The 20,150-nt window shown below is 36.3% G+C and carries 24 protein-coding genes; 7 read left to right on the top strand and 17 right to left on the bottom strand.

Annotated features, from left to right (window positions below; genetic code table 11):
• Nucleotides 1-51: 51 nt before the first annotated feature.
• The 13 genes from R3E32_14025 to R3E32_13965 all read right to left on the bottom strand — a co-directional run bounded on the left by R3E32_14025 (nucleotide 52) and on the right by R3E32_13965 (nucleotide 9,547).
• The gene (locus R3E32_14025; GenBank protein ID MEZ4885846.1) at nucleotides 52-465 is read right to left on the bottom strand and encodes a lipocalin family protein; all 414 of its coding nucleotides are present in this window, start codon (nucleotides 463-465) and stop codon (nucleotides 52-54) included.
• Between the two features lie 80 nt (nucleotides 466-545).
• Nucleotides 546-776: a hypothetical protein gene (locus tag R3E32_14020; protein MEZ4885845.1), complete on the bottom strand. Its 231-nt coding sequence runs from the start codon at nucleotides 774-776 to the stop codon at nucleotides 546-548.
• 14 nt (nucleotides 777-790) lie between these two features.
• Nucleotides 791-2,026 (bottom strand): hypothetical protein, encoded by a 1,236-nt coding sequence (locus R3E32_14015; GenBank protein ID MEZ4885844.1) that lies wholly within the window; start codon nucleotides 2,024-2,026, stop codon nucleotides 791-793.
• A 279-nt stretch (nucleotides 2,027-2,305) separates the two neighbouring features.
• Nucleotides 2,306-2,701: a hypothetical protein gene (locus tag R3E32_14010; GenBank protein ID MEZ4885843.1), complete on the bottom strand. Its 396-nt coding sequence runs from the start codon at nucleotides 2,699-2,701 to the stop codon at nucleotides 2,306-2,308.
• Between the two features lie 92 nt (nucleotides 2,702-2,793).
• Complete coding sequence (locus R3E32_14005; protein ID MEZ4885842.1) at nucleotides 2,794-3,207, bottom strand: lipocalin family protein; 414 nt, start codon at nucleotides 3,205-3,207, stop codon at nucleotides 2,794-2,796.
• A 27-nt stretch (nucleotides 3,208-3,234) separates the two neighbouring features.
• Nucleotides 3,235-4,347, bottom strand: a complete 1,113-nt coding sequence (locus R3E32_14000; GenBank protein ID MEZ4885841.1) for a hypothetical protein — start codon at nucleotides 4,345-4,347, stop codon at nucleotides 3,235-3,237.
• Nucleotide 4,348: 1 nt separating this feature from the next.
• Nucleotides 4,349-4,588: a hypothetical protein gene (locus tag R3E32_13995; GenBank protein MEZ4885840.1), complete on the bottom strand. Its 240-nt coding sequence runs from the start codon at nucleotides 4,586-4,588 to the stop codon at nucleotides 4,349-4,351.
• Nucleotides 4,585-4,944: a lipocalin family protein gene (locus tag R3E32_13990; GenBank protein MEZ4885839.1), complete on the bottom strand. Its 360-nt coding sequence runs from the start codon at nucleotides 4,942-4,944 to the stop codon at nucleotides 4,585-4,587. The genes R3E32_13995 and R3E32_13990 overlap by 4 nt, the downstream gene beginning before the upstream one ends.
• Before the next feature lie 129 nt (nucleotides 4,945-5,073).
• Nucleotides 5,074-5,850: a hypothetical protein gene (locus R3E32_13985; GenBank protein ID MEZ4885838.1), complete on the bottom strand. Its 777-nt coding sequence runs from the start codon at nucleotides 5,848-5,850 to the stop codon at nucleotides 5,074-5,076.
• Between the two features lie 5 nt (nucleotides 5,851-5,855).
• Nucleotides 5,856-6,620, bottom strand: a complete 765-nt coding sequence (locus tag R3E32_13980; protein MEZ4885837.1) for a hypothetical protein — start codon at nucleotides 6,618-6,620, stop codon at nucleotides 5,856-5,858.
• 10 nt (nucleotides 6,621-6,630) lie between these two features.
• Complete coding sequence (locus R3E32_13975; protein ID MEZ4885836.1) at nucleotides 6,631-8,313, bottom strand: hypothetical protein; 1,683 nt, start codon at nucleotides 8,311-8,313, stop codon at nucleotides 6,631-6,633.
• An 82-nt stretch (nucleotides 8,314-8,395) separates the two neighbouring features.
• A complete protein-coding gene (locus tag R3E32_13970) occupies nucleotides 8,396-8,803 on the bottom strand; it encodes a lipocalin family protein (protein ID MEZ4885835.1) in 408 nt (135 codons plus the stop codon).
• 18 nt (nucleotides 8,804-8,821) lie between these two features.
• Nucleotides 8,822-9,547, bottom strand: a complete 726-nt coding sequence (locus tag R3E32_13965) for a hypothetical protein (protein ID MEZ4885834.1) — start codon at nucleotides 9,545-9,547, stop codon at nucleotides 8,822-8,824.
• A gap of 571 nt (nucleotides 9,548-10,118) precedes the next feature.
• On the opposite strand from R3E32_13965, the gene R3E32_13960 reads away from it, so the two are divergent.
• The 7 genes from R3E32_13960 to R3E32_13930 all read left to right on the top strand — a co-directional run bounded on the left by R3E32_13960 (nucleotide 10,119) and on the right by R3E32_13930 (nucleotide 16,893).
• Nucleotides 10,119-10,259, top strand: a complete 141-nt coding sequence (locus R3E32_13960; protein ID MEZ4885833.1) for a hypothetical protein — start codon at nucleotides 10,119-10,121, stop codon at nucleotides 10,257-10,259.
• 308 nt (nucleotides 10,260-10,567) lie between these two features.
• The gene (locus tag R3E32_13955) at nucleotides 10,568-11,842 is read left to right on the top strand and encodes a CotH kinase family protein (protein ID MEZ4885832.1); all 1,275 of its coding nucleotides are present in this window, start codon (nucleotides 10,568-10,570) and stop codon (nucleotides 11,840-11,842) included.
• A 245-nt stretch (nucleotides 11,843-12,087) separates the two neighbouring features.
• On the top strand, nucleotides 12,088-13,335 hold the full coding sequence (locus R3E32_13950) for a competence/damage-inducible protein A (protein MEZ4885831.1): 1,248 nt from the start codon (nucleotides 12,088-12,090) through the stop codon (nucleotides 13,333-13,335).
• A 466-nt stretch (nucleotides 13,336-13,801) separates the two neighbouring features.
• The gene (locus R3E32_13945; protein MEZ4885830.1) at nucleotides 13,802-14,227 is read left to right on the top strand and encodes a globin family protein; all 426 of its coding nucleotides are present in this window, start codon (nucleotides 13,802-13,804) and stop codon (nucleotides 14,225-14,227) included.
• A 238-nt stretch (nucleotides 14,228-14,465) separates the two neighbouring features.
• The gene (gene serS, locus R3E32_13940) at nucleotides 14,466-15,740 is read left to right on the top strand and encodes a serine--tRNA ligase (GenBank protein MEZ4885829.1); all 1,275 of its coding nucleotides are present in this window, start codon (nucleotides 14,466-14,468) and stop codon (nucleotides 15,738-15,740) included.
• 103 nt (nucleotides 15,741-15,843) lie between these two features.
• Nucleotides 15,844-16,614 carry a hypothetical protein gene (locus R3E32_13935; GenBank protein MEZ4885828.1) on the top strand — a complete coding sequence of 257 codons (771 nt, stop codon included), beginning with the start codon at nucleotides 15,844-15,846 and terminating at the stop codon, nucleotides 16,612-16,614.
• 9 nt (nucleotides 16,615-16,623) lie between these two features.
• The gene (locus tag R3E32_13930) at nucleotides 16,624-16,893 is read left to right on the top strand and encodes a Txe/YoeB family addiction module toxin (GenBank protein ID MEZ4885827.1); all 270 of its coding nucleotides are present in this window, start codon (nucleotides 16,624-16,626) and stop codon (nucleotides 16,891-16,893) included.
• A gap of 229 nt (nucleotides 16,894-17,122) precedes the next feature.
• On the opposite strand, the gene mnmD is transcribed toward R3E32_13930, so the two are convergent.
• The 4 genes from mnmD to R3E32_13910 form a co-directional block, all read right to left on the bottom strand.
• The gene (mnmD, locus tag R3E32_13925; protein MEZ4885826.1) at nucleotides 17,123-17,809 is read right to left on the bottom strand and encodes a tRNA (5-methylaminomethyl-2-thiouridine)(34)-methyltransferase MnmD; all 687 of its coding nucleotides are present in this window, start codon (nucleotides 17,807-17,809) and stop codon (nucleotides 17,123-17,125) included.
• Between the two features lie 17 nt (nucleotides 17,810-17,826).
• Entirely contained in the window at nucleotides 17,827-18,525 is a 699-nt protein-coding gene (locus tag R3E32_13920; protein MEZ4885825.1) for a methyltransferase domain-containing protein, read from the bottom strand.
• 103 nt (nucleotides 18,526-18,628) lie between these two features.
• A complete protein-coding gene (locus tag R3E32_13915; protein MEZ4885824.1) occupies nucleotides 18,629-19,162 on the bottom strand; it encodes an RNA methyltransferase in 534 nt (177 codons plus the stop codon).
• 316 nt (nucleotides 19,163-19,478) lie between these two features.
• Complete coding sequence (locus R3E32_13910) at nucleotides 19,479-20,075, bottom strand: transposase (GenBank protein MEZ4885823.1); 597 nt, start codon at nucleotides 20,073-20,075, stop codon at nucleotides 19,479-19,481.
• Nucleotides 20,076-20,150 lie beyond the last annotated feature (75 nt).

The raw sequence follows: 20,150 nt of genomic DNA, 5'->3' as shown, positions 1-20,150 counted from the left end.
TGACTTATACTAACCAATATCCAGTATCTCAATATCTAATATCCAAATACCTCATTCCACCGCCTCAAACTCCTGCCTCAATGTCCCCAAAAAACTACTCGTCTCCCAAACCAAGCGGGTTTCAGTCAGTTCGATAATGTCCACATTTTGGTCGTCGCCACCTGCTACAATATGGATTTTGTTGCCATCGTCCACCAACTCCCAAGTACCAATGATTTCCTCAGGGTCATCCGAAAAACACTTCTCCGCCCCATTGTTGTATTCATAAGTGCCATCCGAACGATAGTAGTAGCGGTCGTCAAAGTCGCAATCGCTTAGACTTTCCTCCAAACCACCTACCGAGCCCGCCACTATCTTCCAAGCCGTACTGCTCAACAATTCCGTATTTGGATTCTCCTCCTCTTTGCTACAAGAGGTAGCGAATAGTAGAATGCTGAGGATTAAAAGGGTGATTGTTTTGTTCATTTTTTTGGTTGACATTAACACATATTTATTAATTCGAAATAAAATTTATTCTATCACATAACTCAATTGTCAGGCTAATCTCACAAATCCATTTTCCTTTTATTATTTGTATCCGTCCATAAGGTTCCTTCTTTATTATCTGGGGGGATTAATCTTACATATATTTTCTCATCTATAGATAGTCTTAAGTAGTTCCATATATAACTAGGAGCTAAGTGAACATGAATAAGACTTCCATCATTTAACTCTACCATATAAGTTTTTCTAGATAGCCTTTGTCTTACTATTCCTTCAACAATATTATTATTCATTTATATTTAATATATTAGTCAATGATTTCAACTGAAAAAGTTAAGATTTTTGACGCTTTTTGATAATTGGCACTGTTATAATACTCAGCTCCTAATTGACTTTCTGGAATAGCATTGGGGTTTGCTTTCGAATAGTCAATGATTTCAACTGAAAAAGTTAAGATTTTTGACGCTTTTTGATAATTGGCACTGTTATAATACTCAGCTCCTAATTGACTTTCTGGAATAGCATTGGGGTTTGCTTTCGAAATTCGCCATTCATCTAAAACAAGATGAATTAAATCTTCTGCTTCTTCAGCACTAATTGGTATCTCTCCATTGGGAACAGGAGAAGAAATCATCTCTTCAACACTAGGAACTGGATAAGGTTTTAACTCTCCATCATTTAGTATGTTTAATTTTTTACCTCTAATACATAAAACCTCATACTCTTTATTAGCACGAGAAAATGGTTGAAAATCAATTATTTTAATGGAGTTAGGATTACTGACTTCAAATATAAAATCTTGTGTATTAGTTGACCACATATTCTGAGATGGTTGTAAAAACGAACTAAGTTTCGATTTAGTTGTAGATATGAAATGTGGATAATTCAATTGTTTCCCTGTTGAAATCAAATTAACTTCATTAGCAGGACTTCGACTGTCCAACCTAAGTAGCATAGAACTTGTATTATAAGTAGGTAATTTTTCAAAAGCTTCATCTAAAAATCTTAAAACATTATTAGCGTGTTCTTCAGTCCATTTTGACATATGCTCAGGCAAAATAGGTAACTCTCTAAGCCAAAAATTTATTTGGTAGCCTGAAGTAGTTGAATAATAATTTAGAGAGACAATTGCTCCAGGAGTCAAATCAGGATAGTCATCAAATAATTTAGGTTGTTCACTTTTTATCCAATTTAACGCATATTTCACATCATTATCCTGAAAGAATTTTACATGAGCTAAATCCGCTGCATAATGACGGAGATTTGTAGGTAGTTTGGTATCCAAGAAATCCCATGTATCTACCAATTTCGGGTTATCAAAAATACCTAATCTAAAATCCTCTTTATTCCTCAAATCCTCATAAAAATCCCTAAACTTCTTAGTCTCCCACCCATCCATCAAATCAAAAATATCCCCATCCTTATTCTTAATCGCCTTCCAAGCATCAATCAACACATTTCCTCCATTTCCGTCAGCCCCTCCTGCAAAGGTCTTCAAAATATTTTCATTTCCAGGATTATTTCCTAATCTCTCAGAAAGCATCTCCAAAAACTCAATCTTATCAGGATCATTTTTTATTGCAGCGGGAAAATCAGTGTTCTTAGTCGTAAGATAATAGACTTGTTCGGCTCGATAATCAGTGAATAATAAATTATTGAAAATATTTAATGATTTATTATTTTATGCTTAAAACACTCATAAACAAATGTTTTGAAAAAGAGTCCTATATTTTGATTATAACAAATGTTTTTCAAGAGGAAAATAATTGCACACAACAAATCACTTTTCACATAACTCTATCATAATCAAATCCGTACAAGTCTAATTTTCAATTTGCAGGTTTCTTTCTGGACTTGGCGGAGTATTAAATTTACCATACCCATTGTAGAAATCTTGAGCCTGTTGTTCATTTAAGCCCAACGAACTTTCTAATTTCTTTATGATAGGTAGTTTCGGAGGTCCACCTCCACCTCCGCCATTTCCACCTCCTTTTGTATTTTTTGAGAAGTAAAACCTAAATTTATTATTCGCCTCACCAATCAACTCATAAATATCAAAACTACTCATGGGAATTTTAACCCCCGAAGGTGTTAGTACTTGCAGTTCTGAACCAAAATGATAGTTGTCTATCCATTTATACAAAGCAAAATCGGCAAGATACTCTAAGGGTTGCACAACCGCCCATTTTATGATTCCCTCTACATCATGAAGAACCATCTCCCCATGTTTCTTATGAATAGCCACCACCTTTTGGACACCATCCAGTTTGTAAACAACAGAGATATTCGTTATTCAGTGTTCGATATTCCCTACTCTGCCGCCTCAAACTCCTGCCTCAATGTCCCAAAAAAACTACTCGTCTCCCAAACCAAGCGAGTTTCGGTCAGTTCGATAATGTCCACATTGCGGTCGTCGCCACCTGCTACAATATGGATTTTGTTGCCATCGTCCACCAACTCCCAAGTACCAATGATTTCCTCGGGGTCATCCGAAAAACACTTCTCCGCCCCATTGTTGTATTCATACGTACCATCCGAACGATAGTAGTAGCGGTCATCAAAGTCGCAATCGTCTAAATCTTCCTCCAATTCGCCTATCGAACCTGCCACTATCTTCCAAGCCGTACTGCTCAACAATTCGGCATTTGGATTCTCCTCGTCTTTGCTACAAGAGGTAGCGAATAGTAAACTACTGAGGATTAAAAGGGTAATTGTTTTGTTCATTTTTTTTGATTGGTTGAATTTATATAATTATATAGACACTGATTCATCTTCTAATGAAATGATATGCAACTTTAATCCACCATCTCTTACCAAAAGTTTATCTTTAATCAGTTGCATATCAGCAATAATTATAGATTCATATTTATCTCCGTAGAAATCATTTGCAGATAGTTTATCGACAACTTTGTAAGTGGATTTGTCAAAAAATAGAATCCATCCCTCCAATCTTACTGCCATGATAATGTATTTATCACTGACCAAGAATAAACGTTCACCACGAGGAACTTTGTATTTCTTCAATTCCTCAGCATAACTGACTTTTTCTAAGACCTCTCCAGTATATACATCAAATTGGTAAATAAACTCCAAATTAAAGGCATATATTACATTTCCAACAACAACAGTGTTTTTACCTCCAAGTCCAATACCTTTAGAGGAAGTATCCCATACTACTTCTCCTCGTGATTCTTCAATCACTACCAATCGGTCACTCAATGGCAAAACTATTTTATCTTCCACAGCACTTACCTCCCCTGTTATTTGTAGTCTTTCCCCCCAATAGTCTGTCCCCAAACTACCAAAATCAAAAGTCCATTCCTTTTCTCCTGTAAGTAGGGAATGTGCATTAGCAATCCTTCTATCCCAATCTTGAAAAATAAATTTATCTTTTGTCACACAGATAATATTACCTCTACCTTCATATTCTGTTGACCATAGTTCAAATTCAAGTTTTGTATCACTTTCTAATTGAAGACGAATAAATTCTTGTTTATCTTCTTTTAATCTAATAGTCAAGAAAATATCCTCACTACAATACATAGGATAGTGGTGTGTTTTTCTTAGTACTTTCCCATTCTCGTAGTTGGTAAAATAACTAACGCCATCTGCTGTAAAGCAAAAACATTCAAAATTAAATGGAAAAATTTCAACGATACCTCCGTAGTTAGAAGGAATGAAATCTGTAATAGGAAAACTCCATTTATCTTTAGATTCAACCAAATCAAAACAAATAATATGACGATTTCTTTCATGCAAATTTTGTCCTGTGTTATTATAAGCCACAAAAATCAAATAATTTAAACAATTGCTAACAGTATTATAATTAGATATTTGATATTGTGTAGAATATACTATTTTCATATTATTGTGGTAAAGAAGTTATATTAATCCAATGATTACTTACAAAGTAAGTAATATTTTGTGAAGTAATCTGACTTTGTCCATCCTGCATTCCAAAAACACTTCTTAGAAAAGCTTTATTATTAGATTGAGTAAACATATCATTAAGTTGTGGTAATATATTATTCATCGCATTAGTAATAGCCGCTTGAGTAGGTGGAGTCTTAAACAACCATTTCAATTGATCTATATTTTTTATCAAAAACAAATCATTTGGCATTTGTTGGTGAAAATCATTAGGAGGAAAAGTAACTCCTGCCTCAATGTCCCCAAAAAACTACTCGTCTCCCAAACCAAGCGGGTTTCGGTCAGTTCGATGATGTCCACATTTCGGTCGTCGCCACCTGCTACAATATGGATTTTGTTGCCATCGTCCGTCAACTCCCAAGTACCAATCACTTCCTCGGGGTCATCCGAAAAGCACTTTTCCGCCCCATTGTTGTATTCATACGTACCATCCGAACGATAGTAGTAGCGGTCGTCAAAGTCGCAATCGCTTAGACTTTCCTCCAAACCACCTACCGAACCTGCCACTATCTTCCAAGCTGTACTGCTCAACAATTCCGCCTTCGGATTCTCCTCGTCTTTGCTACAAGAGGTAGCGAATAGTCAACTACTGATGATTAAAAGGGTGATTGTTTTGTTCATTTTTTTTTTGGTTTTTGAATGTTTGTAATTAAATTATACTTACTCTTCCAAATGAAATCGCATTTGTTGATTATCCTCTCTTTGGAAAACAACTCCCTTTAGTTTTGATTCATAAAGTGCTTCTCTAAGTTCCTTCCTGACCATCAAACGATCAATGAAAACCAAATCATAAGGTTTTTTATAAACGATGTCTCCATAAACTTTTACTTTTACAAAAGTATGTTTGGCTTTTAATCGCTCATATTCCTCAACTAATTCTTCATAGGATGAAATTTCTCCTCCATGACATACTCGAAGTTCTCTTCTATCATATATATCATATTCATAATTAAAAGTAATTATTAATGACGGAAAATATATATCTTCAAACTGCTCTAAAATAGGCATATACAATACATAATATCGCTTTCTGATTACTTCTTCTGCCTTATTTGCTTCAGATGCTCTTACAGCATCACGTACTATAGTAACCTCAGCTTCTACTGGAATAAATATATGAGCAGGTGGTAGCCAATATTGCTCTAAAACGATTTTTACTTTTTCACTGACCACAACCATCCTGTTGAGCTGTAGTGGATACTCCTTCTCTGGAAGCATTCTATGATGATAAAATAACCAATCAGGGATTCCTCCAAAATAATTCGTACACCATGCTCCCCTATCTGTTGCCTTTATTTTCAAAGTAACTTTTTTCTGCATAAACTCCCTCCAACCATCTTCTCCTTTACTCAATAAAGCTAAATCTTTCATTGAGGCTTCCGTAAACCTATGGTCAAAAATGTCTCGATAACTCGCTGTCGGTCTGTATAGATTCATAATTGTCAAATATTTTGAGAATTCTTACTTGAAAACCCTGTAATAATTGGATATTCATTCCATTCTTTGAGTTCTACTCCTAATAAATCCACTTTTTCTAAAGCAGCCTTCACTTTTTCATTAAAAATTATGGGGCCCATTTTTCCCCATAATATATCATACCCTTTCTTATAGATAAATTCATTGGGGTACATTTCTACAGACAAATGTTTATTCGCCTCGCTTATAGTATTCCTAATATCAAACCAATGTTTTTTTGATTGAACATATCCTTTTTTAAAAGCCTCAATGGTCTTTTCATTTTTTGTAGAATCTGTGTATTCCACACTAAAACTTATTTCTTCGTAGAGTAATTTATCATAAGGCGAAAATAATAGATGAAATATATAATACGTTCGAATTTCTTGCGAGTGTAGAGCCTTTACTTCAACCTCATAAAAACGATGATCAGGCATTCTAAACGTTTCAATAACTTTCTTAATTTTTGGACTAATCACCCATATTCTTCCGTCAATTTGCCCTCTAATAGGAGGATTGTGTAAGGAAGAACCTACCCATTCATGAAAATCACAAAATGAAGCGGGATTGTAAAAACTGTTTCTTACATTATACTTCCACAATATGAATTGAATTATTTCTGGCTTATTCCAAGCATACATATAGTCAATTTTTTTTTCTTCAAACAGTCTAAGACGCTCCTCCTCTTCATAGGGCATCCCTACGCAATACAACTCAAATTCTTTTGAATTAGTAATTTTATAATATTTCATCTATCTCTTTTTAAAAAGTATAATTATCCAATACTTCGTTTACATTTTTATTTCCTAATAAACATTGTTCTATAAGTTCTTCTCTGATTCCTTTGGCAATTTTCTCTGCCTCCTTAAATAATGCATCAGCCAATAACTCATCATCATCGTAATCTCCTGTCTTTTCTAATTTTTCCTTTTCAGCTTTCATATGATTTCTAATTTTCGTAGTATAGTTGGGATGTGAAGCATGAATTGTATTCACTCCTCTTTTATGAGGAAGCATAATTCCATTTTCAAACCCTCCAAAAAAATCTCTCCTCAATTCTAACTTCTTTTTTAAATTTGCTTTTTCAACTGAATTTGTACTACTATTCATCTTATCCTCCAAAGTTTTAAACATAAACAAAAAAGTACTTTCTGTTCCACCAACATCATTAAACAAATCTACGGGATTAATATGATGAGATTGATATGGTTTTAGAAATTTCTCAACATTTTTATTCGCAATGAAATACAAATAATCGCCTACTACAATTGAGCTTCGGGGATTGCTGTCCCCTTCTCCCACATTAATATCTGTAAGTATAGTTGTTCCAGTTTCAGTCCCATCGGACACCCAAAATTCCCGACCATGTTCTTCATCGTCAAAAACAAAGAATAACTTCTCTTGAAATCCTATTAAACTACCATAAGAAGGCAAGGGCAGTATTTTTACTAAATTAGTAGTATTTTCTGAACCTTCTGTAACCCAAATTTCAATGTTATCATCGAAAAAATCAGGCTGATAAAAAAAATATAACTGATTTCCTGCTTTCCTTACTCCAACACCTGGTTTTAAAGGATAAGTTCCCGAGGATGTTCCATCTGAACGCCATAAAAAGTTGGAAATTAAATTTTCTACTTGTGCAATAGCAATAAAATAGGATATATTATTTTCTGCCGTAATTAGCCCTACTGGACCATCTGCTGTACTTGTTTCCGTAACCAACATTGTTCCTTCGGAAGTTCCATCTGTTTTCCATAGACAAAACTGGACACCACCTGATTCTGCTCCTAATGTGAATAAAATATCATTTTGATTAATTGTGTATTCCTTCAAAGTAAATTCATAATCATTGAAGGTATTTTCACATACAGAAATCTCTTTTATCATTTCAACATTAGTTCCGTCCGTTCGCCATACTTGACTATAGGTAGCACCATCTTCTTTCTTTATATATGCCCATATATATAATTGTCCATTTAATTCTACAAAACCAGCAGGGTGACTATTCTCCGTACCTTCTGCCAAATCTGCAAAAAACTTTGTACCTTCTACAGTTCCATCAGACCGCCAAACTTCTACTCCATGCTCGGCATCTGTTGCTGCGAAGTATAACATTCCTTGATAACTTCCCATATACAAATGAGCTCTGGAACGAAATGCAAAAACATTGTCTTCCAATAGTTTTTTTGTTCCTTCTTCAGTGCCATCAGTTAGCCATAAATCATTATTAGCAGCATCGGCTTCCATAAAAAACCACTGATCATCAATCTGTTCTGAAGCAAGTAAATTGAGGTTATTTACAGTACCAATATCCTCCTTCACCAACACCATCTCCTGACCCACCACCCAATCGGAGGTAGCAGCCAAAAAACCAAAAAAATAAGTGTAAAAAGTTTGTTCATGTCTTGCTAATTTTAAAATGTTCACAAATAAATAGAGATACATAGAGATTTTTGGTACTTCTTCAAATTTCCATAACCGTAGTAAACCAAACTATTTTTAAAATAACATTCTGTTTTTCAACATCCTACTCCACTGCCTCAAACTCCTGCCTCAATGTCCCAAAAAAACTACTCGTCTCCCAAACCAAGCGGGTTTCGGTCAGTTCGAGGATGTCCACATTTTGGTCGTCACCACCTGCTACAATATGGATTTGAGTGCCGTCCTCCGCTAACTCCCAAGTAATTTCCTCGGGGTCATCCGAAAAACACTTCTCCGCCCCATTGTTGTATTCATACGTACCATCCGAACGATAGTAGTAGCGGTCGTCAAAGTCGCAATCGCTTAGACTTTCCTCCAAACCACCTACCGAGCCCGCCACTATCTTCCAAGCCGTACTGCTCAACAATTCCGCCTTCGGATTCTCCTCGTCTTTGCTACAAGAGGTAGCGAATAGTAAACTACTGAGGATTAGAAGGGTGATTATTTTGTTCATTTTTTTTTGGTTGGTTTTTTAAATTGATATAGGTTTTTGGTAATCTTCAAAAAAAAGTAATATCTTTTTTAAATCATCTAAGATGTAGTTATTTTCATTAAATATATAGATATACTTATCTGTCAATTCTTTTAATCTAGGGTTCTCAATAAGATGTGCTGCAATTATCCCTGACAGAACCTCTCTTTTATGCAAAGGATGAACCAGAAGGTTACTTAAATTATTCTCTTTAAGAATTTCCCATGGCAATTTTAGTATTCTATTATTCAAGTATTCATCTATACCTTTCAAAGTATTATTTTTTTCAAAAAAAGGTATACCAACTTTGTCCATAAAATCAATATGATCTGCGATGATAGGAGATAAATTCGTTTCCATTTCTATGTTATAGAAATAAGATTCTCCTCCTTCAGATTTATAATTATAACGAGAGTTTTTAAATTTTTTTATTCCCATTTCTTGAGCAAACTCATTACTTTGACCTCGATGAATTACACTATTCAATTGGTTTTTATTATTAAAAACCTTTATCATTATACTTTTTATGGATTCATTGAATACCCATAATTGAGGTCTAAATACTAAAGAATCAATATGCGTACTCGCTTCCCCCCAAAGAACCCAAAAATCATTCTTAACAAAATTAGCGATTGTCTTTTTAAATATAAATCCTTTTTCCTCGTAATATGGATATAACTTTGAAATCACCTTACCTCTTAAAATATTCTTATCCTTTGATTTCATGTGAATATATAATTTATTTTACAACAACAACTGTATTAACTGATTGCATCCCAGGGTTACTACCTATTATTCTTAAACTTGTATTAGCAAAAGTTATAGGGCTATTATTACTTAAGTTTCGCACCTACTTTTTTACTGAAAAAGAGGCTTAAAACAATTATATGCAATCGGCTTAAATGAGCTAAATCTTTGTGAATTACTCTCCTAAATCTCGAATTCCATTTAAGGAAAGCACTTTTTCGTCACTATAATTACTATAAATAAATATTTATAATTTATTTACATACAAAGTGTTTTGAAGAAAATTAACTTGTTTGTTAAAGAGGAAAAACAGCATAAAATATGTATATTTGATTCACTATAAACAAAATACAAAAATTATGCTGCCTGATTGCAAGATACAAAAAGTACACGAAATTAAAAGCCTACTGAAAAAAAATAATATTGTAGATGCTTTAGCCCGAGTTTATGAACCTTTTCAATAGAAAAGCTTGAAACGATTGGCGGCTTATTCAGAGCTATCAGAGACCAATATATTCAAGCAACGATTGCTCAAAGGCTGTGGCAAATCATGATTTCAATTCTCACACGATTGGTTCAAAAGATAGAATGTGATATGGAACTGGTCTTGCAGTTAATTATTCATGACAACGATTTCAGGCAATTATTTTCGGGTATGGTGCAGCTAAAGTACAAGATGAATAGGAGATAAGCATTTGTTTAGAACCTAAATGGAAAAATATAACTAAGTGACTTATTTAAAATTATTTATAACTTATAGGCATCTATAAATATCTTATATTAAAACATAAAAACAATTAACTAACAAATGCTTATTTTTTTAAGTAGCGATGCGAAACTTAAAATTACTTTTTACTGAAAAGTGATTTTTCTAAAAATATGTGTTGGTCTTATTTTGCATAGAAAAGTAACTTTGCTTACAATTTCCCACTCAACGCTATAAAAGAACAAATAAGAATCCGTATTTTACACCTCAATTCACTTCAAAAGCACCCCATTATGAATCGATATATCTATTTCATTGTCACCTGTTTATTTCTATTTGCCAGCACCTACTTATCCGCCCAAGATTTCTACGATGCCAACAAAATTCAAGAGATTCGCCTTACTTTTTCGCAGTCCAATTGGCACGAAATATTGACGAGTTTGAAGGAAAAAGGAGAGGAACGTTTGTTGGTGAAGGTCAGCATCAACGGAGAAGTCTTTGATAGTGTAGGCGTTCGCTACAAAGGCAACAGTTCCTTCAATGCGGTAGAACAAAAAAAGCCTTTCAACATCAAATTGGACTACAAAATCAAAGACCAAAACTACCAACAAAACGAAACGGTTAAGTTGTCGAATGCTTTTAGAGATCCCAGCTTTGTGAGAGAAGTATTGGCTTATGAAATCGCTCGAAAATACATGCCTGCTCCAAAAGCCAATTTTGCCAAAGTGTATGTCAATGGCAAGTATCATGGCTTATATACCAATGTAGAATCCATTGACAGCAAGTTTTTGAAGGGGTATTTTGGAGAAGGGAAAAAACAACCTTTCTTCAAATGCAATACCGATAAAAGCAAAGCAGTAGCATCGGGCTGCAAAACATTGAAAGGGGCCACATTGGAGTATATTGGCGACAATCCCAAATGTTATGAAATAAAGTTCCAATTGAAGAGCAAATCCGAAAACGATTGGAAAGAATTGCTCAAAATGATTTATACCTTGAACAACGAACCTGACAAAATCGCTACGGTTTTGAATGTGGATGCCACATTGAAGTATTTGGCCTTCAATAGTGTTGTTATCAATTTGGATAGTTATTCGGGTTTGTTTTCCCACAATTATTACCTCTATCAAGACGCAACAGGGCAATTTCAGCCGCTTGTTTGGGATTTGAATATGGCATTTGGAGGCTTCAACCACAGTGGTCAAAAAAATTCCTTATCGCTCTATGAAATGCAGAACCTCGACCCGTTTTTGCATGAAAACAACCCCCAACGTCCACTGATTCACCAACTCCTAAAAAAACCTGCTTACCGCCAAAAATACATCACCTTCATGGAAACCATCTTGTCCGAAAATTTCACAAGTGGCTGGTATGCAGAACGTGCAAAAGAATTGCAGCGAATCATTGAAGTAGAAGTCAAAAATGACCCCAACAAACTCTATTCTTTTGAAGCCTTCAAAAACAACCTTGCTACTACCGAAAATTTGGATGGCAACACTAAATCGGTCGGAATTTTGGAATTGATGCAGGGAAGAAGAAGGTTTTTGGAGCAGCAGTTGGAGATGTAGTGAAAGTTCAATTCAAATTACAAACGCAAATAAAACGCTGTGTCTTTGTCAATAGTTCGTGTAAAAATCACAATAATTTAATTATCAACAGTTTAGAAAATAAATTTTATTTCACTAATTATTTGATAACCCAAACTCTGTGCCTCCGTGCCTCTGTGTTCATTAAAAATTGCACGAACTATTGTTTGTACCTCTATGTTCAATAAAAATTACCTTTGCGAGCGTTAAAAAATCCAAATAGAAATATGCAAGCAACCATCATCACCATCGGCGATGAAATCCTGATAGGTCAAACCATAGATACCAATTCCGCATGGATGGGCGAAAAGCTCAACGAAATCGGTGTGAAAGTCTATGAAATATTGTCGATTGGCGACAGCAAAGAACACATCGTTCAAGCCGTTGACAAAGCACTCAATGACTCAGAAATTGTGTTGATTACAGGCGGTTTGGGTCCTACCAAAGACGACATCACCAAAAAAACACTGGCAGAATACTTTGATACTGAGTTGGTAATGGACGAACAAATCATGGCAGATTTGGTGTCTTTTTACGAAAAACGCCAACGTCCGCTTTTGGACAGTGTGAAAAGCATGGCCTACTTACCCAAAGACTGTGAGGTCATCCGCAATTTGAAGGGAACGGCTGCTGCTATGTGGTTTCAGCGAGGCGAAAAAGTGCTGGTTTCGATGCCAGGCGTTCCCTACGAAATGAAAGATTTCATGCGCCGAGTAGTCATTCCACGCATACAAGCACAGTTCAATACCCCCATCATTATCCACCAAACGACGCTGTGTGCAGGCTTGGGCGAGTCCATTGTTGCAGAAATGATTAAGGACGTGGAGGACAACCTGCCACCGCACATCAAGCTCGCTTACCTCCCCCATCTCGGCATTCTTCGCCTTCGATTGAGCGCAAGCGGACTAGACGAATACCAATTGAAGGAGGAAGTCAGCCATTACACCAACCAAATCAAAGCCATCATGTATCCGAAATATGCGTTTGGGCACGATACCGATACATTGGAGGGAGTGATTGGCAATTTATTGAAGGAAAAAAACGCCACTTTGAGCACTGCCGAAAGTTGCACAGGGGGGTTGATTGCCCACAAAATCACAGCTATTCCTGGCAGTTCGGCTTATTATATGGGCGGTGCGGTGACTTACTCCAATGAACTAAAAATGAAGGTGTTGGGCGTAAAAGAAAGCACCCTTCAGGCGCATGGTGCAGTGAGCGAAGAAACGGTCAAAGAGATGGCGCAAGGTGCTATCCTCCAATTTGGCACCGATTATTCGATTGCCGTTTCGGGTATTGCAGGACCTGGCGGTGGCACTCCCGAAAAACCTGTTGGTACGGTTTGGTTGGCAGTGGCAAGTCGTGAAAAAGTGGTAACAAGGCACTACAATTTTCCCGCTTCTCGGATGATTAACATTGGTATTTCTGCAACAATGGGCTTGGCTTTGGTGAGGCGGTTGATAATGGGGATATTGTAGGTTTTTGTGCTTAAATCAGTAGGGTAAAATTTTTATGTTTCTCTATAAAGTTGACTATATTTCCTTCAAAAAAAATCATCGGATGAGCGTATCCATTGAAGTCAATCAATACTTCATCCGATGAATAGGAAAATAAATTTTACAACTCATTTTCGTCACTCGGAATACACTAAAAAGCCTGAGCTTAAATGGGGTACTATTCATTCACAACACAACTGTCATGAATGTTTCATGGAGAAAAGAACGTTTACAATAATTACTATTACTTGCGTTTTGTTTCCAACAAAAATAAAAGTATATGCTTAATGAGATTGCTATTATTCGATAAAAGGAAAGAAATGTTAGATAATCGGCATATCATAGAGATGGAACGTAAAGTTTAAAATCTTTTTTTATCCTAAATAACCACTGCAATACGTCTATGGGAGCGAAATTATTTTTTTGTATCCTTAAAAAACATAGACTGATGACAAATCAACAGATTTTACTCATTCAAGATTCTTGGAAATTGGTGACCCCCATTGCGGACACCGCAGGAAGTATTTTTTATACACGTTTGTTTGACGAAACTCCCGCTTTACGGCATCTTTTCAGAGGTGATTTATCTGAGCAAATTAAAAAACTAATGACCATGTTGGGCTTGATTGTGAACAACTTAACTCGATTGGAGCAAATTGTTCCTACCGCCCAAAAGTTAGCAGTCCGACACATTGATTATGGCGTTGAAGTAGCACATTATACGGCTGTTGGGAATGCGTTACTATGGACATTGGAGCAAGGACTTGGCGAAGTATGGAATGAAGATTTAGAAAATGCTTGGGCAACAGCTTATGGAATACTTTCAGGGGTGATGATTGCAGCGCATCAAGAAGCCATTGCAGTGACAGCATAAAAGAGAAATACACCCATGAACTATTCTAAAAAGTAGGTGATGTAGGAAAAAAGGAAAGGTTAAAGTTTAAAATTGGAACTTTTTTGCAGTAATTTGCGATTCTTAGAAGGATGCATATAGTAAAATGATATTTTAAAAAGAATAATTTGCTGAAATACAGTATCTTATTAATTAACTTTTCATTTTTATAGCCTCCTTAATTTATTATCATATTTTAAACTTTTCATTTTTCTAGAGAATGTTAGAAATAAACCTCATTAGAACAGAGCCTGATTTTGTCAAAGAACGATTGAAGGTCAAGAATTTCAAACAGTTGGAATTGGTAGATGAAGTAATTGCGTTGGATGCCGAAAGGCGCAGACTCCAACAGGTGTCGGAAGCTGCTCAACATGAAAGCAAATCCATCTCAAAGGAAATTCCTATGCTTTACAAACAAGGCAAAGGAAAAGAGGCAGAAAGACTGAAATTGCAGGCAAGTTCACTGAAGGACAACATCAAAGACTATTTGGATGATCTGAAAGTGGTGGAAGAAAAACTGCACAATGCACTGATTGTACTCCCCAATTTACCCCATGAAAGTGTGGCAATGGGCAATGGTGCGGACGACAATGAGGTGGTGAAAGAACATGGAACACATCCCGATTTGGGTGAAGATGCCAAACCGCATTGGGAACTGTTTGAACAATACAACATCGTGAGCCTTGAATTGGGAACAAAGATTGCAGGAGCAGGTTTTCCTGTCTTTATCGGCAAAGGTGCACGACTGCAAAGAGCGATGATTAACTTTTTCTTAGACGAAGCAATCAAAGCAGGTTATCAAGAATACATGCCGCCTTTGATGGTGAACGAAGCATCTGCTTATGCCACAGGACAACTGCCTGATAAAGAAGGGCAAATGTACCATGTTACCGCCGATGATTTGTTTTTGATTCCAACCGCCGAAGTACCTTTGACCAATATCTATCGAGATACGATTGTGAAGGAAGAAGATTTCCCAATCAAATTGGTGGGTTATACGCCTTGTTTCCGTCGAGAAGCAGGTTCGTATGGCGCACACGTTAGGGGATTGAATCGGGTACATCAGTTTGAAAAAGTTGAGATTGTGCAATTGGCGCATCCCGAAAAATCCTATGAAGTATTGGAACAGATGGTACAACACGTTGAAAGTATCCTTCAAAAACTGGGTTTACCTTACCGAATCTTGCGCCTTTGTGGTGGGGATGCTACTTTCACTTCTGCCTTGACCTACGATTTTGAAACCTACTCTGCGGCTCAAAAACGCTGGTTGGAAGTTAGCTCTGTTTCTAATTTCGAGACATTTCAAGCCAACCGCATGATGCTAAGATTCCGAGACAACGAAACCAAAAAAATGCGTTTGGCACATACGCTCAACGGTAGTGCTTTGGCTTTGGCGAGAATCGTGGCAACGGTTTTGGAAAACAACCAAACGCCTGACGGCATTGTGGTTCCTGAAGTGTTGCGGCCTTATACGGGATTTGATATCATTGATTGATAGACAGAAACTTTAAGCAATTTTTTGATGTTAAAAGATAGGTTATCACTTAGGGGCGACCTAAGCGGTAACCTATCTTTATTTTCATAAAAACTCAAACATTATGTTTGCATCTCCTAATCTTGTCGGGAAATTAATAGTAGGTATTCACCAAAATGTTTACAATCCTTCTAATACCATACTTCAATCAAAAGTAGAAGATATTGTAAATTCTATCAAAAGTAGAATTCATAAAGATGGAGTAGAAGTAGTGGCCATCTCCTTGATTCCTAATATTTTCAAACTAAGATGTGATGTTTTAGAGTGGACTTCAAAACAGAATATACCACTATCAGATTATTTGCAAACTATTCAAAAACAAATCGTTAAAAACATTCAGTACCAAACAAATCCCTTATTGAATGATACTTTGAGCGATATTCTGGCTTTAAACCATACCATTGCCAATTCAATCTTCGAATCTGCTAATATTTCCAATTTTAGCCAACTGAACCAAACAACTACTACTTCCTCCCTGTCAGATAAAATTATAGCAAGTTTTTATTTGTTCCCAAATCCTCTATATTCAAAAAAATGGATGGATGAATCTTTGAAGTTAGAATTTGCTTTGATTTTAGCAGATTTGATTTTGACAGATGAAATTTCTTTTAGCAAATCCCGCATTAAAAATGAATTGATTCCATTTTTGAAACAAACTATCGTTCGGTACGGTGCTTATGCCATTTTCATAAATTTATGGTATCCAAAGGAAGAAGATGAAAGCAACTACTTAAATAGCATGAGAATATTGGCAGCAACCACGGCAATGGAAAACAAAGCGACTGTTGTTCAAACAACCACAAAAGAACACTTACATCACTTGCTTCAACAATAAAAGTGCCTCATGTCTTATCCAATCATCTTATCAGACCAATTCAAAAAAGATATTCCAAAATTGAAGAAAGAAAATGCGAAATATTTAGCTAAGGTATGGGAATTGGTTTTGAACATCATGGAAAACCCTTACACTGGAATTGGTGAACCAGAAGCCCTCAAAGGAGATTTATCGGGATGGTGGTCTCGAAGAATTACACCAAAACATCGGCTCATTTATAGGATTGAAGATGAGAACCTTGAGATTGCATCTTGTTATGGTCACTATGGCGACAAGTAATTCCATTAAGTTGCTCTTTTAATTCTTGTATTCAAATTAGATAAACGGTAGCTGTTTAGTAATTATGATACAAATCAAAATCAAATATTGTCTATCGCACATCATATATACACCATATTCAATAACTGTTTTGCATACATTATCAGGCAGATGTGATATTTAGGATTACATGATGTATGAAGTTTGATGTTGAAATTTTTAAGTTGCCATTTATTTACTTTATGCTGTACTAGAGCTTCACCGCCTTCGTCATCTCCCTTTTCCCCGGAGGGCCTGGCAATCCCACTACTTCAAAGCCCACTTTCTTCAAAGTCCGCTTCACCACTCCTTTCGCACAGTAAGTAGTCAAAATGCCGTTCGACTGCATAGACGCATAGATTTTTTCAAAAACCTCTTCTGTCCACAACTCCGCCTGCACTTCGGGCGCAAAAGCATCGTAATACACCACATTGAAGTGATGGGGCGGCAATATCGCCTCCTCCAATTTTTGCTGCAATTTAGTCAATTGGAAATTAGGAGTAATCGAAACAGGTTCGTTCCAAGCACAATCATGCAAGGCTTCAAAAATCTTTCTTCCTCCTTCCTGTTCAAATAAATCAGCGTAATTGAGCTTCCGTACCGTTTCATAATCAATTGGATAAGCCTCTAAACTTGTGTAGTGAATGATGCGTTGGGGAAAGGTAAAAAGGGTCAAAAAAGCGTTCAAACCTGTGCCAAAACCCATTTCCAAAACCTTCAATGTTGTATCTATCGACTTCAATTGCAGGTTTACTTCATCAGACTTCAACCCCGCTTCAATGAATACATGATTCGATTCTTGGATAGCTCCATGTTTGGAGTGATAAGTTTCGTTGAGTTCGGGAACAAAAAGCGAATGAGAACCATCGGCGGTTGTGATGAGTTTTGGAGCAATCATACTATTTTCTAATTCAATTAAACTTTAGAATCAACTACCAACATCCGATTCGCTTCCATTTGATACACTTCAGCATTCGGAAAAACGGGTAAAAAACGTTCTTCAAAAAAATGGTGCGATTGAAGGTAAGAGCTATTGGAAATCGTCATCGTATTGTAGAAAAGCAGCCCATTCGGACGCATCAGTCGCTTCAAATTTTGCAGAAAATCGAGGCTTCTAAATTTCATAGGCGTTAAATCATCCAAAAAAATATCTACTGCAATCAAATCGTATTGCAAATCATCACGCCCCACAAAATCGTAGGCATCCTCACAAAAAATGGTCAATCGCTTTGATACTTCTGGGTCAAGGTATTGGCGACACAATTCGACTACAACTTCATCAATTTCTACTGCAAAAAAGTGCGTTTTGTTTTGCTGAAACCGACTTGAAAGCATCGAAGCCACGCTTCCCAAACCCAAGCCCAATATCAACACTTTTTGCAGTTGGTACTTTTCTACATGGTATTTGTTGAAGCTTTTGAAGTAGTTGTCATACAAATCCTCAAAAGAATAGGTTGCATTTTCGGTGCTCAACTGAAAACGCCCTTTGCTCAAACTCACCTCCAAATAGGGATTGAACACACTGCTGGTCGTTTGGATCTGTTGTTCCCAAACATAACTCAGCCAACGTCGAAAAAGGGAAGGGCGATATGGAACGGGTGTTGTGAAAGGCATGGTAACAAACAAATGAAAATTAAAAATATACTTTGCAATCAGCTATTTATGAAATGAATTTGTAAAGTTATTTTTGAAGCGTTGCTAACAAATATCTGGTCGGTTAGGAAAACTTTATTTTGGCAAACAAATCCCATACAACTACGCCCACGCTGACCGCAATGTTGAGAGAATGTTTGGTGCCAAATTGAGGAATTTCGATACACGCATCCACCAATTCCATCACCTCATCACTTACTCCATTCACTTCATGCCCAAAAATAATAGCGTATTTACCCTGTGGCTCAACTGCAAAATCCTGCAAAAAAATGCTGCCTTCCGCTTGCTCAATCGCAATGACTTGGTAGCCCTCAGCCTTCAATGACTGCACTGCTTCAACGGTTTGTTTCCAATAGGTCCACTGAACCGAATCGCTTGCACCCAAGGCCGTTTTGCGAATGTCTTTTTGAGGAGGGCAGGCAGTGATGCCACACAAATGCAAGGCTTCCAACGCAAAAGCATCTGCCGTTCGGAATACCGAACCTATATTGTTAGCACTTCGCACATTGTCTAAAATGATGATCAAAGGTGTTTTGACTGTTTCTTTGAATTCATTGACCGACAGGCGGTTCAATTCACTCATAGACCACTTTCGCATATCCGATATTACTTGTTGGTAAGTATGAGGAAAATTAAGTAGTAAAAATAGGTATTTCAACGCACCTTTCCAAACCCCAACACATACCCGACTTCAAACGATAACATCGAACCGTTGCTAAATTTTACTACACATCAAATTATTTGAATGTATTTAGTTTAAGTTTCGCATCGCTACTTAAAAAAGTAAGCATTTGTTAGTTAATTGTTTTTATGTTTTAATATAAGATATTTATAGATGTTGATAGATTATAAATAATTGTAAATAAGACACTTAGTTGTATTTTCCATTTAGGTTCTTAACAAATGCTTATCTCCTATTCATCTTGTACTTTAAGCTGCACCATACCCGAAAATAATTGCCTGAAATCGTTGTCATGAATAATTAACTGCAAGACCAGTTCCATATCACATTCTATCTTTTGAACCAATCGTGTGAGAATAGAAATCATGATTTGCCACAGCCTTTGAGCAATCGTTGCTTGAATATATTGGTCTCTGATAGCTCTGAATAAGCCGCCAATCGTTTCATAATCTGAAAAGCGTTTATGCAAACTCAACATAACATATTGAATCAAAGTTAAAGTGGTATGAGCAATATGAGCATCAAAATCTCTGGAAGCACATTTTTGAATACCTAAAAGTTGCTTTACTTCTTTGAAAAAGACCTCAATAGACCATCGAATAGCATAGATTTCCATAGCCTGAGTAAAACGAAGGCTTGTTTGGGTAGTCAGTAAAAGTCTCCATTTGCTTCGTTTAGTATACCTAACAAAAAACAACTTGACTTCCATACCTTTATAATCCACCACCACGGTATAATGGTCATGAACTTTACTGATACCTTCGATGGTGTTGCCTGTATGGTTCACTGGGCTATCACCAGCAGTCAAACACTTGTACTTCAGGTTCATAGAAGGTTTTAGTGGAAATCCATAAATTCGACTAAAATTCGTCTCCTAAACCTCTCAAAATCATCAAAGCCAAAG

This window comes from Chitinophagales bacterium (assembly GCA_041392475.1).
Taxonomy (GTDB): domain Bacteria; phylum Bacteroidota; class Bacteroidia; order Chitinophagales; family UBA2359; genus JAUHXA01.
Note: the sequence above shows the minus strand (reverse complement) of the source record. Positions and strands in the feature narration are given on the sequence as shown.

Excerpts from the sequence above, each read along its gene's own strand:
- mnmD (MEZ4885826.1), bottom strand. The coding sequence starts at position 17,809 with ATGATTGCTCCAAAACTCATCACAACCGCCGATGGTTCTCATTCGCTT.
- R3E32_14010 (MEZ4885843.1), bottom strand. The coding sequence starts at position 2,701 with ATGGTTCTTCATGATGTAGAGGGAATCATAAAATGGGCGGTTGTGCAA.
- serS (MEZ4885829.1), top strand. The coding sequence starts at position 14,466 with ATGTTAGAAATAAACCTCATTAGAACAGAGCCTGATTTTGTCAAAGAA.
- R3E32_13930 (MEZ4885827.1), top strand. The coding sequence starts at position 16,624 with ATGTCTTATCCAATCATCTTATCAGACCAATTCAAAAAAGATATTCCA.
- R3E32_14015 (MEZ4885844.1), bottom strand. The coding sequence starts at position 2,026 with ATGCTTTCTGAGAGATTAGGAAATAATCCTGGAAATGAAAATATTTTG.
- R3E32_13970 (MEZ4885835.1), bottom strand. The coding sequence starts at position 8,803 with ATGAACAAAATAATCACCCTTCTAATCCTCAGTAGTTTACTATTCGCT.
- R3E32_14005 (MEZ4885842.1), bottom strand. The coding sequence starts at position 3,207 with ATGAACAAAACAATTACCCTTTTAATCCTCAGTAGTTTACTATTCGCT.
- R3E32_13915 (MEZ4885824.1), bottom strand. The coding sequence starts at position 19,162 with ATGCGAAAGTGGTCTATGAGTGAATTGAACCGCCTGTCGGTCAATGAA.
- R3E32_14025 (MEZ4885846.1), bottom strand. The coding sequence starts at position 465 with ATGAACAAAACAATCACCCTTTTAATCCTCAGCATTCTACTATTCGCT.
- R3E32_13985 (MEZ4885838.1), bottom strand. The coding sequence starts at position 5,850 with ATGAATCTATACAGACCGACAGCGAGTTATCGAGACATTTTTGACCAT.
- R3E32_13960 (MEZ4885833.1), top strand. The coding sequence starts at position 10,119 with ATGATTTCAATTCTCACACGATTGGTTCAAAAGATAGAATGTGATATG.
- R3E32_13980 (MEZ4885837.1), bottom strand. The coding sequence starts at position 6,620 with ATGAAATATTATAAAATTACTAATTCAAAAGAATTTGAGTTGTATTGC.
- R3E32_14020 (MEZ4885845.1), bottom strand. The coding sequence starts at position 776 with ATGAATAATAATATTGTTGAAGGAATAGTAAGACAAAGGCTATCTAGA.
- R3E32_13945 (MEZ4885830.1), top strand. The coding sequence starts at position 13,802 with ATGACAAATCAACAGATTTTACTCATTCAAGATTCTTGGAAATTGGTG.
- R3E32_13935 (MEZ4885828.1), top strand. The coding sequence starts at position 15,844 with ATGTTTGCATCTCCTAATCTTGTCGGGAAATTAATAGTAGGTATTCAC.
- R3E32_13965 (MEZ4885834.1), bottom strand. The coding sequence starts at position 9,547 with ATGAAATCAAAGGATAAGAATATTTTAAGAGGTAAGGTGATTTCAAAG.
- R3E32_13920 (MEZ4885825.1), bottom strand. The coding sequence starts at position 18,525 with ATGCCTTTCACAACACCCGTTCCATATCGCCCTTCCCTTTTTCGACGT.
- R3E32_13975 (MEZ4885836.1), bottom strand. The coding sequence starts at position 8,313 with ATGTATCTCTATTTATTTGTGAACATTTTAAAATTAGCAAGACATGAA.
- R3E32_13955 (MEZ4885832.1), top strand. The coding sequence starts at position 10,568 with ATGAATCGATATATCTATTTCATTGTCACCTGTTTATTTCTATTTGCC.
- R3E32_13950 (MEZ4885831.1), top strand. The coding sequence starts at position 12,088 with ATGCAAGCAACCATCATCACCATCGGCGATGAAATCCTGATAGGTCAA.
- R3E32_13910 (MEZ4885823.1), bottom strand. The coding sequence starts at position 20,075 with ATGAACCTGAAGTACAAGTGTTTGACTGCTGGTGATAGCCCAGTGAAC.
- R3E32_14000 (MEZ4885841.1), bottom strand. The coding sequence starts at position 4,347 with ATGAAAATAGTATATTCTACACAATATCAAATATCTAATTATAATACT.